The sequence below is a fragment of the Pseudomonas baltica genome, from assembly GCF_014235765.1.
Taxonomy (GTDB): domain Bacteria; phylum Pseudomonadota; class Gammaproteobacteria; order Pseudomonadales; family Pseudomonadaceae; genus Aquipseudomonas; species Aquipseudomonas baltica.
This window is the reverse complement of record NZ_JACMYH010000003.1, coordinates 348,721-363,364: the sequence shown is the minus strand read 5'-3', so window position 1 is coordinate 363,364 and position 14,644 is coordinate 348,721. Positions and strand designations below refer to the sequence as shown.

Below are 14,644 nucleotides of genomic sequence, written 5' to 3'. Positions count from 1 at the left end.
TATGACCTCCAGACCTTTCATCACTCGCAGACCCCGCTGGCGCAGCCTGGCAATCCTGGCCCTGTGCCTGGCGCCACTGTTGTGGCCACTGGAGCATCTGGCCGAGCGCTATTACAAAAGCGAGCTGGTCAGCCAGAATCGGCAGACGCTGGACCTCTACGTCGCCAACCTGCTGGGCACCCTGCACCGCTACGAAACCCTGCCGCAGATCCTCGGTGACCTGCCGGCGCTGCGCGCCTTGCTGGCCGCTCCCCGCGATGCCCAGGCGATCCTCGACGCCAACCACCTGCTCAAGGACATCCGCGAACAGACCGGCGCCGAAGTCATGTACCTGCTGGACGCCGACGGCAATACCCTGGCCGCCTCCAACTGGGAACAGCGCGACAGTTTCGTCGGCCGCAATTTCGCCTTCCGCCCCTATTACAGCGATGCCGTGGCCGGGCGCCTGGGGCGCTTCTTCGGGCTCGGCACGACCTCGGCCAAGCGCGGCTACTTCTTTGCCGCCGCCGTGCATGACCAGGACAAGGTCATTGGCGTTCTGGTGGTGAAGGTCGACCTCGACCACACCGAAACCCTGTGGGGCAAGACGCCTGAACAGCTGCTGCTCACCGACCACAACGGCGTGGTCATCCTGACCTCGCGCCCTGAATGGCGCTTCCGTGCCACGCGCCCGCTCAGCGACAGCGAGCGCCAGGCCATCGTCTCGATCCTGCCCTACCCCACCCGCGATCCACAGCCGCTGAACCTGGACCCCGACGCCTGGCTCACGCAAACGCGCACCATCGCCGAAACCGGCTGGAACGTCAGCATCCTCGCCCCCAAAACCTTGCTCGATCGACCGGTGCGCACCGTCGTCGCCGTGGGCGGAGCCTTGCTCCTGGCATTGATGCTGCTGCTCGGCCTGATGATGCAGCGCCGCCGCCACTACCTCGAGCGCATCGAGTTCGAAGGGCGTACCCGGCACGAACTGGAAACCCGGGTGGTGGAACGCACCAGTGCGCTCGAAGGGCTCAACAGCAAGCTGCGCCAGGAAGTGCTCGAACGCGAGCAGGCCCAGCAGGAACTGGTGCGTGCCCAGGACGAACTGGTGCAGGCGGGCAAGCTGTCGGCGCTGGGCACCATGTCGGCCAGCATCAGCCACGAGCTCAATCAGCCCCTGGCGGCCATTCGCAGCTACGCCGAGAACACCGAAGTGCTGCTCGACCACGAGCGCATCGAGGATGCACGAGGCAACCTCAAGCTGATCAGCGAACTGACCGGGCGCATGGCCTCGATCATCGCCCACCTGCGCGCCTTCGCCCGACGCGACCGTCACGCCCTGGAAAGTGTCGCCCTGCAACCAGCCCTCGACGATGCCCTGGCCCTGCTCGCCAAACGCCGCCGCGCCATGGCCGTCGAGCTTATCCGCGACCTGCCCGATGCGCCGCTCTGGGTGCAGGCCGGTGAAACCCGACTGCGCCAGGTGCTGGGCAACCTGCTGGCCAATGCCCTGGATGCCTTGACCGAAAAGGCCAACCCGCGGTGCCTGTGGCTGAGCGCCGAACAAACGGCCGACGGCGTCGAACTGCGCATCCGCGACAACGGCCCAGGCTTCACCAGCGAGGCCATGGCCCGCGCCCGCGAACCCTTTTTCACCACCAAGACACGCACGCAGGGACTTGGCCTGGGCCTGGCGATCTGCGATACGCTGATGCGCGCGCTGGGCGGCGAACTGCTGCTGTCCAATCATCCCCAAGGCGGTGCCCTGCTGATCCTGCGCTTGCGCGCCGGAGAGCCCGGGGTCAGCCTGCAAGCTCCAGAGGACCCATCGGCATGACCAGCGACAGCGCCATCGACAGCAAGATCCAGGTCGTGCTGATCGACGACGATCCCCACCTGCGCCAGGCCTTGAGCCAGACCCTGGACCTGGCCGGGCTGAAAGTGCTGGCCCTGGCCGACGCCCAGGGCCTGTCCGCGCGCATCGAGCGCGACTGGCCGGGTGTCGTGGTCAGCGACATCCGCATGCCGGGCATCGACGGCCTGCAGTTGCTCGAACAACTGCATGCGCGGGACACCGAACTGCCGGTTCTGCTGATCACCGGGCACGGCGACGTCCCATTGGCCGTGCAGGCCATGCGCGCCGGTGCCTACGATTTCCTCGAAAAACCATTCGCCAGCGATGCGCTGCTCGACAGCGTGCGTCGCGGCCTGGCCGTGCGCCGGCTGGTACTGGACAACCGCAGCCTGCGCATGGCCCTGAGCGATCGCCAGCAGCTGAGCACACGCCTGGTGGGCCAGTCGGCGCCGATGGCGCGTTTGCGCGAACAGATCGGCGCCCTGGCCGGAACCAAGGCCGACGTGCTGATTCTGGGCGAAACCGGCGCCGGCAAGGAAGTGGTGGCGCGCGCTCTGCACGACCTGTCCAGCCGTCGCGGCGGTCCCTTCGTGGCGATCAACGCCGGTGCCCTCGCCGAATCGGTGGTGGAAAGCGAGCTGTTCGGCCATGAACCCGGTGCCTTCACCGGCGCGCAGAAACGCCGCATCGGCAAGTTCGAGTTCGCCAACGGCGGCACCTTGTTTCTCGACGAAATCGAAAGCATGAGCCTGGACGTACAGGTCAAGCTGCTGCGCCTGCTGCAGGAGCGCGTGGTCGAGCGCCTGGGTGGCAACCAGCAGATCCGCCTGGACATCCGGGTGATTGCCGCCACCAAGGAAGACCTGCGTCAGGCCGCCGACCAGGGACGCTTCCGCGCCGACCTGTATTACCGCCTCAATGTCGCCTCGCTACGCATTCCGCCGTTGCGCGAGCGTGGCGAAGACGTGCTGTCGTTGTTCCAGTACTACGCCGACGCTGCCGCCGAGCGCCACGGGGTACTGGCCAACGAGCTGTCGGCGGCCCAGCGTGCATTGTTGTTGCGGCACAGCTGGCCGGGCAATGTGCGCGAGCTGCAGAACGCTGCCGAGCGCTTCGCCCTGGGCCTCGAACTGGCCCTGGACAACGGCGAGCCCGGCCCCGTGGACATGGCGCGGACGGTCGCCGGCGGGCTCAGCGAACAGGTCGAGCATTTCGAACGCGCCTTGATCGCGGCCGAGATGAGCCGCTCGCACACCTCCGTGCGCAGCCTGGCCGAGGCCTTGGGCATTCCACGCAAGACCTTGCACGACAAGCTGCGCAAGCATGGCCTGAGCTTTGGCGGGGGCGACGAACACGAGTGAATCCAAGGCTCTGCAGCGACTGCCTAGTGCTCGCTCGCGGCCTGCGCCAGCGTCACCAGTGACTGACGCCATGGCACATCCCTGGGCAGCGCCAGGAACGACGGGTTGAGCAACGACTGGCGGGCAGGATAGACGAACGGCTGCCCGTCGATCTGCAGCACTTCGCCGCCAGCACCTTCGAGCACACCCTGGGCGGCAGCGGTGTCCCATTGCGAGGTTGGCGCCAGGCGCGGATAGCAATCGGCGGCGCCTTCGGCCAACAGGCAGAACTTCAGCGAGCTGCCGACACTGACCAGATCCAGGGGGCCCACCACGGCGCTCAACCCGGCGAGCAGGTGCTCCTGCCCGGGGCTGGAATGGCGGCGGCTGGCAACCACCTTGAACGCGCTGCCTGGCGCAGGCGTGCGGCGCACGCTGATCGGTTGCGCCGGCTGCTGGCCCACGGCGTGCCAGGCGCCGAGCCCCGCCCCGCCATAGTAGGCGCTGCCCGTGGTTGGTACGGTGACCACACCAAACAGCACCTGACCCTGCTCGATCAAGGCGATGTTGACGGTGAATTCCTCGCTGCCGTTGATGAACTCCTTGGTGCCGTCCAGTGGATCGACCAGCCACCAGCGGGTCCATCGTTCGCGCACGTGCAGCGCGATGTCCGCATCTTCTTCGGACAGGATCGGGATATCCGGTGCCAACGCCTTCAATCCATCGACGATGACATGATGCGCGGCGAGGTCGGCTGCAGTGACCGGCGACTGGTCGGCCTTGGCCATGACCTGCACATCGGCCCGCCAGAACGGCAGGATCGCCGCGCCAGCCCGATGGGCCAGCGCCACCACTTCTGGCAACAGACGTTCGAGATCGCTCACAGGCTGAACACTCCACGCTGGATCAGCAGGTCGCGCGCCAGGTACAGGGCGGCCAGTGCGCGGCCTTCGGAGAACTGCGGGTGCTGGGCCAGGCTGGCCAGCTCGCGCAGGTTCACCCGCTCGACCCGCATCGGCTCCGGCTCGTCGCCCTCGAGCTGCTCCTCGTACAGCCCTTGCGCCAGAACCACCTGGATTTTCTGGCTCATGTAGCCGGGCGACAACGACAGCTCGGTCAGGTGCTCGAGCTGCCGGGCGCCGAATCCGGCTTCTTCCTTGAGCTCGCGATCGGCTGCAGCCAGCACGTCTTCGCCCGGCTCGATCAAACCCTTGGGCAGCGACAGCTCATAGGCGTCGGTGCCCCCGCAATACTCTTCGACCAGCAGCGCATGCTCGGCATCGGCCATCGCCACGATCATCACCGCGCCATAGCCATTGCCGCGCCCCACCAGACGCTCGTAGGTACGCTCGACACCATTGGAGAAGCGCAATTGCACTTCTTCGACACGGAACAGGCGACTACTGGCGACGATTTCGCGGGCAAGGACTTCGGGTTTCTGGCGCATCGGGCAGCTCCTGGACGTGAACGGGTTACTATACCGTGGCTTGGCCTGCGGCAGGCCACCCTTGATCCACCACTGCCCGAGAATCTTCGCTATGCCACGCCTCGCCTGGAGCACCATCGATACCGTCTTGCTGGACATGGATGGCACCTTGCTCGACCTGCATTACGACAACCATTTCTGGCTCGAACATCTGCCGCAGCGCTATGCCCAACTGCACGGGGTGAGCCTGGCCATGGCACAGCTGGAGCTGCAACCGCTGTTCACCGACAACGCCGGCAAGCTGAACTGGTACTGCCTGGATTTCTGGACCCGCGAACTGAACATCCCGGTACGCGAGCTGAAACTGGAGACGGCCGATCTGATCGCCCTGCGCCCCGACGCCGACACGTTTCTGGCAGCGATTCAGCGCGCCGGCAAGCGGGTGATCATGATCACCAACGCCCACCGCGACTCGCTGTCGCTGAAGCTGGAGCGCATCGAGCTGGCGCCGTATTTCGAACGGCTGATCAGTTCCCACGACTACGGCTACCCCAAGGAAAACGCGCAGTTCTGGGACGCCCTGCAGGCCGACATCGGCTTCGACCCGGCGCGCAGCCTGTTCATCGACGATACCCTGCCGGTGCTGCGCAGCGCCCAGGCCTACGGGGTCAAGCATCTGCTCGCGGTGTGCGAGCCGGACAGCCGCAAGGGCGCCAAGGACACCGAAGAATTCGAGGCGGTGGGTGATTACCGCGAGCTCATCGCAGGTCTGTGACCCACCCTGCTGCCCACCGCCCCACCGCCAGCGCGTGCCGCTATACTGCGCATCGCCTACCCAGGAGCGAGCATGGACATCAAGCAACTCAAATTCCTTATCGCGTTGGATGAAACCCGTCATTTCGGCCAGGCCGCAGCGCGTTGCCACATCACCCAGCCGACCCTGTCGATGCGCCTGCGCAACCTTGAAGAAGAGCTCGAGTTGCCCCTGGTGAAGCGCGGCCAGCGCTTCGAAGGCTTCACTGCCCCAGGCGAGCGCGTGCTGGCCTGGGCGCGTACCGTGCTGGCCGCCTACGACGGCCTGCAGGCGGAAGCCGCGGCCTGTCGCGGGCATCTGGTAGGCACTTTGCGCTTGGGGGTGGTGCCGCTGTCCAGCTTCGACCCAGTGCCACTGCTGCACACCCTGCACGGTGAGCATCCCAACCTTCGCTTCGAGCTCAGCTCGCTGAGTTCCGAACAGATCCTCGAGCAACTGGCAAGTAACCGCATCGACCTGGGGGTATCGTTTCTGGAGCGGCTCGATCAGGAGCGCTTCGAATCGAGGGCGCTGGGAGAAACCCGCATGGGCCTGTTGTTCGATCAACGCCACTATGATTTCGGCGAGCAGGCCCTGAGTTGGGAGGCGCTCATCGAGTTGCCGCTGGGCATGCTCACCACCGGCATGCATTTTCGTCAATCCATCGACCACAATTTCCACTCCCGCGGGCTGGCGCCGCAGCCCTTGCTGCAGACCGACGCGGTTCACCAGTTGATCCAGGCCGTACATGGCGGCCTGTGCTGCGCCATCATGCCCCTGGCCGGCGGGCTGGAAGGGCTGACCGAGCACTTGCGCCTGCAACCCATCGCCGACGCCCACACGCTGGCGCCGCTGGGGCTGATCATGCGCCGCGCGGCGCCGCGTTCGGCACTGGCCGAAGCCTGCTTTAAGCTGTATGACGCGCCATGATCAATGCGGTCTATCGTCGCATCGGCAATAGCAATTAGACGCTGGCTCGTCCTGCGCCTAGGCTAAAGGCTGAATTCACTGCCGGTCCATTCCCATGAACGCCAAGCACCCGGCCAGCGCGGTGCCCGTTTCTTCCTCGGTTGCACCCCTCGCCAACCCCATCGCCAGCCAGACCTACAGTTATTGCAGCTTGAGCCTGGACGAGCCCGGCAGTACGCCGCTGGCCGAAGAAGTGGCGCTGGCGATCGCCTACAACGGCATCAGCCAGGCGGTGATGCTGGTCACGCCCACCGATCTCGAAGACTTCGTCACCGGCTTCAGCATCGGCAGCGGCATCGTGGCCGATGCCAATGAAATCTACGACATCAAGCTCAGCGGCACTGGGTCGGCACGCCACGCCGAGGTACAGATCGCCAACCGCGCCTTCTGGAACCTCAAGACCCAGCGCCGGCAACTGGCCGGCAGCAGTGGCTGCGGATTGTGCGGCGTCGAAGCCGTAGAGCAGGCGCTGCCCGAACTGGCCGTGCTGGCCGGCGCCGACTTGCCGCCGGTGCAGTGGCTCGAGGGCCTGCGCCAGCGCATCGGCGCCTTCCAGCCCCTGGGGCAACGCAGCGGCGCGGTGCATGCGGCGCTGTTCATGGACGCCCAAGGCACCCTGCTGCTGGGCCGTGAAGACATAGGCCGGCACAACGCGCTCGACAAAGTGATCGGCGCCCTGGTGCGGCAGAACATCGACAGCACCGGCGGCCTGGCCATCGTCACCAGCCGGTGCAGCCTCGAACTCATCCAGAAAGTACTGCGCGCCGGCATCCAGACCCTGGTCAGCCTGTCGTCGCCCACCGGCCTGGCCCTGCAATGGGCACGCCGGCACAACCTGAACCTCATTCACCTGCCGCAGCACAGCGCGCCGCGGGTCTATAGCCCTGCGTTGGAGAATCAAACGTGAGTATTCACAATCAAGCCGACAAGACCCCCGTTCCCCGCTACAAGCCCTACAAAGGTGCAGCGGGTGGCTGGGGCGCACTGATCAGCGTGACGCAGTTCTGGCTGAGCAGCGACAACGCGCTGAAGAACATCCGCACCCTGCTCAAGACCAACCAGAATGGCGGCTTCGACTGCCCCGGTTGTGCCTGGGGCGATTCGCCGGAAAGCGGCATGGTGAAGTTCTGCGAAAACGGCGCCAAGGCGGTGAACTGGGAGGCGACCAAGCGGCGTGTCGACCCGGCCTTCTTCGCCAAGCACAGCGTCACTTCCCTGCTCGAGCAGAGTGACTACTGGCTCGAGTACCAGGGCCGTCTCACCGAGCCGATGGTCTACGACCCTGCCAGCGACCGCTACGTGCCGATTGCCTGGGACGATGCGTACGCGCTGGTCGCCAAGCATCTGCTCAACCTCGAAAGCCCCGACCAGGCCGAGTTCTACACCTCGGGCCGGGCCAGCAACGAAGCGGCCTACCTGTATCAGCTGTTCGTGCGGGCGTTCGGCACCAACAACTTCCCCGATTGCTCGAACATGTGCCACGAAGCCAGCGGCGTTGCATTGTCGCAGAGCATCGGGGTGGGCAAGGGCACAGTGACGTTCGACGACTTCGAACACGCCGATGCCATCTTCGTCTGGGGGCAGAACCCTGGCACCAACCATCCGCGCATGCTCGAACCCCTGCGCGAAGCGGTCCAGCGTGGCGCCCAGGTGGTCTGCATCAACCCGCTCAAGGAGCGCGGCCTGGAGCGCTTCCAGCACCCCCAGCATCCGATCGAGATGCTTACCAACGGTGACCGTCCGACCAACACCGCCTACTTCCGTCCGGCACTGGGCGGCGACATGGCGATGATGCGCGGCATGGCCAAGTTCCTGCTGCAATGGGAACGCGAGGCCCAGGCCAACAATGCGCCGTCGGTGTTCGACCACGACTTCCTCAACGAACACACCGCCACCGTGCTGGAATACCTGGCCGCGATCGATGACACGCCATGGGCGCACATCGTCGAGCAATCCGGCCTGCCGCTGGAGGACATCGAACTTGCCGCGCGCATGTACCTCAAGGGCAAGAACGTGATCATGTGCTGGGCCATGGGCATCACCCAGCATCGCCACTCGGTACCGACCATTCAGGAAATCTCCAACCTGATGCTGCTGCGCGGCAACATCGGTCGTCCCGGTGCCGGCCTGTGTCCGGTGCGGGGTCACAGCAACGTGCAGGGCGACCGCACCATGGGCATCAACGAGCGCCCACCGGCGTTCCTTCTCGACGCCCTGGAAAAACGCTTCGGCTTCAATGTGCCGCGCACCAACGGCCATAACGTGGTGGAAGCCATCCATGCGATGGCCGAAGGCAGGGCCAAGGTCTTCATCGCCCTGGGCGGCAACTTCGCCCAGGCCACGCCGGACAGCCCGCGCACGGCGCAGGCGCTGCGCAACTGCGAGCTCACGGTGCAGATCAGCACCAAGCTCAACCGCAGCCACCTGATGCACGGCAAGCAGGCACTGATTCTGCCCTGCCTGGGTCGCACCGACATCGATCAACAAAGCGAGGGCCCACAAGCGGTCACTGTGGAAGATTCGTTCAGCATGGTGCACGCCTCCAATGGCCAACTGCAGCCGCTGTCGAAGCACATGCGCTCGGAGCCGGCCATCGTCGCCGGCATCGCCGCCGCCACGCTCGGTACGCAGCCGGTGGACTGGAACTGGCTGATCGGCGATTACGATCGCATTCGTGACCTGATCGCCGATACCCTGCCCGGCTTCAAGGACTTCAACCAACGGCTGAAGCATCCGGGCGGCTTCTACCTGGGCAACAGCGCCGGTGCACGCCGCTGGAACACCCCCAGCGGACGGGCCAATTTCAAGCCCAACCGCCTGCCGCTGGACCTGATCGATGAACGCGTACGCGCCACCGGCCAGATACCGGACCTGATCATGCAGTCGATGCGTTCCCACGACCAGTACAACACCACCATCTACGGCCTGGACGACCGCTATCGCGGCGTGCGTGGCCAGCGTGACGTCCTGTTCGCCAATGAAGCCGACATCATTCGCCTGGGCTTCCGTCCAGGGCAGAAAGCCGATCTGGTGTCGATCTGGGAGGACGGCCGCGAACGGCGCGTGAAGGGCTTCACACTGCTGGCGTTCGACATTCCGGCCGGTCAGGCCGCAGCGTACTACCCGGAGGTCAATCCGCTGGTGCCGCTGGAAAGCGTGGGCGAAGGCAGCAGCACGCCTACTTCGAAGTTCGTTGCCATCCGCCTGGAGCAGCCCGCCCCGAGCGCCCGCATCGCCTGATGTCGAGCGCAGCCCCGTGTCGCGGCGCATGGGCCGCCAACGCGGCTGGCGCCGCTGCTACAGGTAGATCGTACGCCCTGTAGCAGCGTCGCCAGCCGCGTCGCTTTTGATCGTGATCTCAATCTCGACAAAAAGACGCCACTCCGGAAGTACGTGCGACCACCCTCCCTGCTCAAAGTTTCCCCATGAAACTTCCGAATCTCGGAACTGCGTACCCATCGTGCTTTCCATCACATCGTGCTTGTCGGCTGACCCATCGCATTGCAAAGTCGCGCCGTCATCCCTCTGAGATCTGATCGATGAAATTTCCCTCGATACTTTTGTTGACCCTTGGCCTGGTGACAGGCGCTGCTTCTGCAGGCAGCAACACCGAAGCCGGTGTAGGGGGCGCATTGGGTGGGGTTCTGGGCGCGGTGGTTGGCCAGCAACTGGGCGGCAGCACCGGCTCGACCATTGGCGCGGGCCTGGGTGGTGCCGCCGGCAGTGCAGTGGGCGCAGACAAGCGCAATCGCGGCCAGGCCGCCATAGGTGGCGCGCTGGGCGCTGCAGGTGGCAACGTGGTAGGCCGCACCGTGGGCGGCAGCACCGGCGGGCTGGTGGGCGCGGCGACGGGTGGCGGCGCAGGCGGCGCATTGGGCAACTACATGGGCACCTCGGCCGACCGCGACGACCGTGACGATCGTCGCTATCGCGGCCATGACAATCGCGGCAAATCGAAACATCGCGACCGCGGTCGCCACGTCGGCCACAACAAGCACTGGCGCGATCGCTGAGCCAGGCTTTCTGCAAACGCGGCAGGCGGCAAGGCTTCCAGCTGCAGGCCTTTAACCGTCCGCCTGTGCCAGAGCCATAAAAAAACCGCCCTCAAGGGGCGGTTTTTTATTTCAGCAGACGCTTACAACTGCGGACCGGCAGCCTTGATCGAGTCGCTCACTTCGAACTTCTTGAAGTTCTCGATGAACAGCGAAGCCAGGCCTTTGGCCGCTTCGTCGTAGGCAGCTGGGTCTGCCCAGGTGTTGCGCGGGTTGAGCAGGTTGGTATCGACGCCCGGTACGACCTTTGGCACGTCCAGGTTGACGATGTCCAGGTGCTCGGTCTCGGTGCCGATCAGGGCGCCGCTCTGGATCGCTGCAATCACGCCACGGGTGGTGGGGATGTTGAAGCGCTTGCCAACGCCGTAGCCACCACCGGTCCAGCCGGTATTGACCAGGTAGACCTTGGAACCGAAGCCACGGATACGCTTGATCAGCAGCTCGGCGTACTCGCCCGCCGGACGCGGGAAGAACGGTGCGCCGAAGCAGGTCGAGAAGGTCGACTTGATGCCGCTGCCCGAGCCCATTTCGGTCGAACCTACCAGTGCGGTGTAGCCCGACAGGAAGTGATAGGCAGCCTGCTCTTCGCTGAGGATGGACACAGGCGGCAGCACGCCGGTCAGGTCGCAGGTCAGGAAGATCACGGCATTGGGCTCACCGCCCAGGTTCTTCGGCGCGCGCTTCTCGATCAGCTCGCGAGGGTACGCGGCACGGCTGTTCTGGGTCAGGCTGTCATCGGCGTAGTCGGCCTTCTTGTCGGCATCGAGCACGACGTTTTCCAGCACGGCGCCGTGTTGAATGGCTTTCCAGATGACCGGCTCGTTCTTCTCGGACAGGTCGATGCACTTGGCATAGCAACCGCCTTCGATGTTGAACACCACGCCCACGCCCCAGCCATGTTCGTCGTCACCGATCAGGTAACGGCTTTCGTCGGCCGAAAGCGTGGTCTTGCCAGTGCCCGACAGGCCGAAGAACAGAGTGACGTCGCCGTCTTCGCCCATGTTGGCGGCACAGTGCATCGGCAGCACGTCGGCAGCCGGCAGCAGGAAGTTCTGCACCGAGAACATGGCCTTCTTCATTTCGCCGGCATAGCGCATGCCTGCGATCAGCACCTTGCGAGCCGCGAAATTGATGATCACGGTACCGTCGGAATTGGTGCCGTCGCGCTCTGGGACGCACTCGAACTCAGGCGCATTGAGCACCTGCCATTCGTCCTTGCCACCGCCGTTGTACTGCTCGGGGTTGATGAAAAGGCAACGTCCGAACAGGTTGTGCCAGGCGGTCTGGGTGGTCATCTTGACCGGCAGGTAGTGCGCCGGATCGGACCCTACATGAACATGGGAAACGAACCGCTCGCGCTCGCCCAGGTAGGCTTCGACACGATTCCACAAGGCATCGAACTTGTCGGCCGGGAATTTGCGGTTGATCGGGCCCCAGGCGATGGCGTCCTGGGTGGTGGGCTCTTCGACAATGAAGCGGTCGACTGGCGAACGACCGGTGCGATGACCGGTACGCACTACCAGAGCACCGGTATCGGCAAGCTCGCCTTCACCACGGTTCAGGGCTTCTTTAACCAGATCGTCTACAGTCAGATCGGCGTACACGGCGTTCTTGGCTTGCGTCATGAGGTTCCCCGTCGGCTCTGGGCCGAGTGCTCCAAACATTTTGTAGTAAGTTTACAACAACCACTACAGCTAAAAAGTGGGCCGGATTATGCCAGAAACGCTCGAAAAGAATAGCGTCCTCCGGTCGGTAACGGCGTTATTCCGGCGTGTTTTTCTTCATTTAGCGAGACTAAATCGCTTCAGTGACGGGTATCTGACGGAGCGTCGACACCAGCACCACTGAAGAGTTGATCGACGTCGGTGGCGTCAAACAAGTAGCGCTGGTTGCAGAACTGGCAGTCGATTTCCACCGTACCGCCATGCTCCTTGAGCAACTCGCGTGCATCGTCGTGCCCCAGGCTGACGAGCGCTCGTGCCGAACGCTCTCTGGAACAGCTGCAGCGAAACCGTATCGGCTGGGTATCGAAAAGCCGCAGTGCCTGCTCGTGATACAGGCGGTACAGCACGGTTTCGTTATCCAGGCCCAACAGTTCTTCGGCCTTGAGGGTGTCCGCCAGGGTGGTGGCGGCCGTCCAGCTCTCGGCGCGCTCGTCCTCGTCCTTGATCACGGCGGCAGGCAATTGCTGCAGCAGCAAGCCACGGGCACGGGTGCCGTCGGCCTTGAGCCAGAAGCGCGTGCCGAGCTGTTCGGAGAGGGCGAAATAATTCGAGAAACTTGCCGACAGGTCGGCACCTTCCAACTCCACGATGCCTTGGTAGCGCTGGCCTTCGGTAGGGTCGATGGTCATCGCCAGGGTTCCGGCAGGCATTAATTCGGGCAGGCCATCGGTGTCGTTGATCTGCTCGGCGTGGAAACGCGCCAGGCCGCGGATCTCGCGTTCGCTGGAGCACTCGATCATCAACAGTGGCACGGGGCCTTCGGAACGGGCCTGCAGGATCAGCAAACCGTCGAACTTGAGCGTACCTACCAGCAGCGCCGCGGCAGCCATGAACTCGCCCAGCAGCAACTGCACCGGCAACGGATAGTCGTGCTTGGCCAGAACCTCGGCATAGCTGCGCTCCAATGCTACCGCCTCACCGCGTACATCGGCGTCATCGAAAATAAAGCGTTGGGTGAAATCGGCTTCAGGAAGATCGTGCATAATTCCAGTATCTGAGAATGGTGACAAAATGTGTAGCGGCTTTTATAAAGCCCGCTTCAGAGCGTTCGCTTGATCGCTCACTGCCCTGTAGATGTAGAGGTATCTTATGAACAAAGCCCCGCTGTTCCAAGCCAGGTGGAACGTTAGCGGCTTGCTGCTGTGCAATACAATCCCGATCGTGCTGTTGTGCTTCTGGTTATGGCCTATTGGCCATCATTTGTGTACAGCATTCGACGAATGGCTGTTTCGGCTGCTCAACGCGCCCTTGGCCAGCAACGCCGCCTGGCGTTACGCCTGGACCCTGGGCAGTCTGCGCCCCTTCGATATCGTGGTCGGCGTGATCATGCTGGCGCTGCTGATCCGCGGCAACTGGGTGTTCAAGGCCCATCAGGTTCGCCAGGCTTTCTTCGGCTTCATGGCCGTGCTGTTGCTCTTAGTGGTGGTGCGCGCGCTGTTTTCCAAGTGGATACACGCAATGGGCTGGGACCATGACAGCCCGAGCATGGTATTGGCCGACCCGGTACTGCTCAGCGACTGGTACCCGAACCTGGAACGTCACTGGGAGCTCAAGGACCGCTCCAGCCAGAGTTTTCCCGGCGATCACGCTTCGGTGCTGTTGATCTGGGCGCTGTTCATGAGTGTCTGTACCCGCAGGCTCGGGCAGTGGCTGTGCATCTGGGCCCTGGCCGTGGTGTTCATGCTGCCGCGCCTGGTGGCTGGCGCCCACTGGGGGCAGGACGACTACATTGGTGGCGTGTTGATGGCCGTCTGGGCGCTGGGGTGGGGGTATTACACACCTTTCGCGGCCCACACTTCACAGTGGCTCGTACGTGCCACCGAGCCACTGTTCAGGCTGCTGGCGAAGCTGCCGGTGCTGGGCCGGTTGAGTATCGCCGCAAGGTGATGCGGTGTCTGTGCTGGCCTCTTCGCGGGCAGAGAGCTCGCCGCCCGCCCCGCTCCCACAGGCCAGCACTGCGCTGCATCAATCCACTGAGCGAAAACTGAACAACTGCCGGCGCTGCTTCTTCGAAGGCTTGCCATCGGTGGTAACACCCAGGGCACCTGCCTTGCGCATGGCCGCCGCGGCCTCGCGCCTGGCCTGGCTCTGTTCGGTCTCGCGGTAGAGCGTCTGCGCTTCCGGCGCCCCACGCCGCACGATTGAAAGCGCCTCGATGATCACGCTGCGCTCTTCGAAACCGGTGCGTATCTGCAACTCGTCGCCCACGTGTGGCTCCTTGCCAGGCTTGCAGCGCTCGCCGCGGTAATGCACCTTGCCGCTCTCGATGGCTTCCTTGGCCAGCGCACGCGTCTTGTAGAAGCGCGCCGCCCACAGCCATTTGTCCAGACGGACCTTTTCCTCTTCTTCCTGCTTGTGCTTCTGTGCCACAGGCTCACCTCGCGAAATGCCGTCATCAAACTGTACTACCGTGCCTGTCGGATGCAAGCGGCGGTCTTTGCGATTACAGTGCACGCATGCTTGCCAAGCGGCGTCGGGCTGGGTTGAATTGATCCGGTCCGCGCCG

At 64.1% G+C, this 14,644-nt stretch carries 13 protein-coding genes; 8 read left to right on the top strand and 5 right to left on the bottom strand.

The genetic code is table 11. From position 1 onward, the window contains the following. The first annotated feature begins 1 nt into the window (after window position 1). Together H7993_RS14080 and H7993_RS14075 are read left to right on the top strand one after the other, a co-directional pair. Window positions 2-1,816 carry a sensor histidine kinase gene (locus H7993_RS14080; RefSeq protein WP_122479831.1) on the top strand — a complete coding sequence of 605 codons (1,815 nt, stop codon included), beginning with the start codon at window positions 2-4 and terminating at the stop codon, window positions 1,814-1,816. Further along, a complete protein-coding gene (locus H7993_RS14075; protein ID WP_185794737.1) occupies window positions 1,813-3,195 on the top strand; it encodes a sigma-54-dependent transcriptional regulator in 1,383 nt (460 codons plus the stop codon). The genes H7993_RS14080 and H7993_RS14075 overlap by 4 nt, the downstream gene beginning before the upstream one ends. Before the next feature lie 23 nt (window positions 3,196-3,218). Here H7993_RS14075 and cysQ read toward each other — a convergent pair whose 3' ends face one another. Together cysQ and nudE are read right to left on the bottom strand one after the other, a co-directional pair. Then, window positions 3,219-4,058, bottom strand: coding sequence for a 3'(2'),5'-bisphosphate nucleotidase CysQ (gene cysQ / locus H7993_RS14070; protein ID WP_185794736.1), 840 nt, complete (start codon window positions 4,056-4,058; stop codon window positions 3,219-3,221). Continuing rightward, the gene (nudE, locus tag H7993_RS14065) at window positions 4,055-4,621 is read right to left on the bottom strand and encodes an ADP compounds hydrolase NudE (RefSeq protein WP_122479834.1); all 567 of its coding nucleotides are present in this window, start codon (window positions 4,619-4,621) and stop codon (window positions 4,055-4,057) included. Before nudE ends, cysQ begins: the two co-directional genes overlap by 4 nt. A 91-nt stretch (window positions 4,622-4,712) precedes the next feature. Between nudE and yrfG the strand changes: the two genes are divergently transcribed. From yrfG to H7993_RS14040, 5 genes are all read left to right on the top strand, one after another. Beyond that, window positions 4,713-5,375 (top strand): GMP/IMP nucleotidase, encoded by a 663-nt coding sequence (gene yrfG / locus H7993_RS14060; RefSeq protein ID WP_122479835.1) that lies wholly within the window; start codon window positions 4,713-4,715, stop codon window positions 5,373-5,375. A 72-nt stretch (window positions 5,376-5,447) separates the two neighbouring features. Further along, window positions 5,448-6,323, top strand: coding sequence for a LysR family transcriptional regulator (locus tag H7993_RS14055; protein WP_122479836.1), 876 nt, complete (start codon window positions 5,448-5,450; stop codon window positions 6,321-6,323). Between the two features lie 94 nt (window positions 6,324-6,417). After that, window positions 6,418-7,269, top strand: coding sequence for a formate dehydrogenase accessory sulfurtransferase FdhD (gene fdhD, locus H7993_RS14050; protein ID WP_185794735.1), 852 nt, complete (start codon window positions 6,418-6,420; stop codon window positions 7,267-7,269). Next, complete coding sequence (locus H7993_RS14045; RefSeq protein WP_185794734.1) at window positions 7,266-9,602, top strand: FdhF/YdeP family oxidoreductase; 2,337 nt, start codon at window positions 7,266-7,268, stop codon at window positions 9,600-9,602. Before fdhD ends, H7993_RS14045 begins: the two co-directional genes overlap by 4 nt. A gap of 299 nt (window positions 9,603-9,901) precedes the next feature. Further along, on the top strand, window positions 9,902-10,375 hold the full coding sequence (locus tag H7993_RS14040) for a glycine zipper 2TM domain-containing protein (RefSeq protein ID WP_185794733.1): 474 nt from the start codon (window positions 9,902-9,904) through the stop codon (window positions 10,373-10,375). Window positions 10,376-10,497: 122 nt separating this feature from the next. Here the strand turns inward: H7993_RS14040 and H7993_RS14035 are convergent, their stop codons facing one another. Beyond that, window positions 10,498-12,039: a phosphoenolpyruvate carboxykinase gene (locus tag H7993_RS14035; protein WP_185794732.1), complete on the bottom strand. Its 1,542-nt coding sequence runs from the start codon at window positions 12,037-12,039 to the stop codon at window positions 10,498-10,500. 179 nt (window positions 12,040-12,218) lie between these two features. After that, the gene (gene hslO, locus H7993_RS14030) at window positions 12,219-13,121 is read right to left on the bottom strand and encodes an Hsp33 family molecular chaperone HslO (RefSeq protein ID WP_122479841.1); all 903 of its coding nucleotides are present in this window, start codon (window positions 13,119-13,121) and stop codon (window positions 12,219-12,221) included. 106 nt (window positions 13,122-13,227) lie between these two features. Between hslO and H7993_RS14025 the strand changes: the two genes are divergently transcribed. Beyond that, window positions 13,228-14,025 carry a phosphatase PAP2 family protein gene (locus tag H7993_RS14025; protein ID WP_185794731.1) on the top strand — a complete coding sequence of 266 codons (798 nt, stop codon included), beginning with the start codon at window positions 13,228-13,230 and terminating at the stop codon, window positions 14,023-14,025. Between the two features lie 78 nt (window positions 14,026-14,103). Here the strand turns inward: H7993_RS14025 and H7993_RS14020 are convergent, their stop codons facing one another. After that, on the bottom strand, window positions 14,104-14,508 hold the full coding sequence (locus H7993_RS14020; RefSeq protein ID WP_185794730.1) for an RNA-binding S4 domain-containing protein: 405 nt from the start codon (window positions 14,506-14,508) through the stop codon (window positions 14,104-14,106). Between the last annotated feature and the right edge of the window lie 136 nt (window positions 14,509-14,644).

What these genes read in the sequence shown, in the direction of transcription:
- H7993_RS14080 (WP_122479831.1), top strand. Translation starts at nt 2, where the DNA reads ATGACCTCCAGACCTTTCATCACTCGCAGACCCCGCTGGCGCAGCCTG.
- H7993_RS14075 (WP_185794737.1), top strand. Translation starts at nt 1,813, where the DNA reads ATGACCAGCGACAGCGCCATCGACAGCAAGATCCAGGTCGTGCTGATC.
- nudE (WP_122479834.1), bottom strand. Translation starts at nt 4,621, where the DNA reads ATGCGCCAGAAACCCGAAGTCCTTGCCCGCGAAATCGTCGCCAGTAGT.
- yrfG (WP_122479835.1), top strand. Translation starts at nt 4,713, where the DNA reads ATGCCACGCCTCGCCTGGAGCACCATCGATACCGTCTTGCTGGACATG.
- H7993_RS14055 (WP_122479836.1), top strand. Translation starts at nt 5,448, where the DNA reads ATGGACATCAAGCAACTCAAATTCCTTATCGCGTTGGATGAAACCCGT.
- fdhD (WP_185794735.1), top strand. Translation starts at nt 6,418, where the DNA reads ATGAACGCCAAGCACCCGGCCAGCGCGGTGCCCGTTTCTTCCTCGGTT.
- H7993_RS14040 (WP_185794733.1), top strand. Translation starts at nt 9,902, where the DNA reads ATGAAATTTCCCTCGATACTTTTGTTGACCCTTGGCCTGGTGACAGGC.
- H7993_RS14035 (WP_185794732.1), bottom strand. Translation starts at nt 12,039, where the DNA reads ATGACGCAAGCCAAGAACGCCGTGTACGCCGATCTGACTGTAGACGAT.
- hslO (WP_122479841.1), bottom strand. Translation starts at nt 13,121, where the DNA reads ATGCACGATCTTCCTGAAGCCGATTTCACCCAACGCTTTATTTTCGAT.
- H7993_RS14025 (WP_185794731.1), top strand. Translation starts at nt 13,228, where the DNA reads ATGAACAAAGCCCCGCTGTTCCAAGCCAGGTGGAACGTTAGCGGCTTG.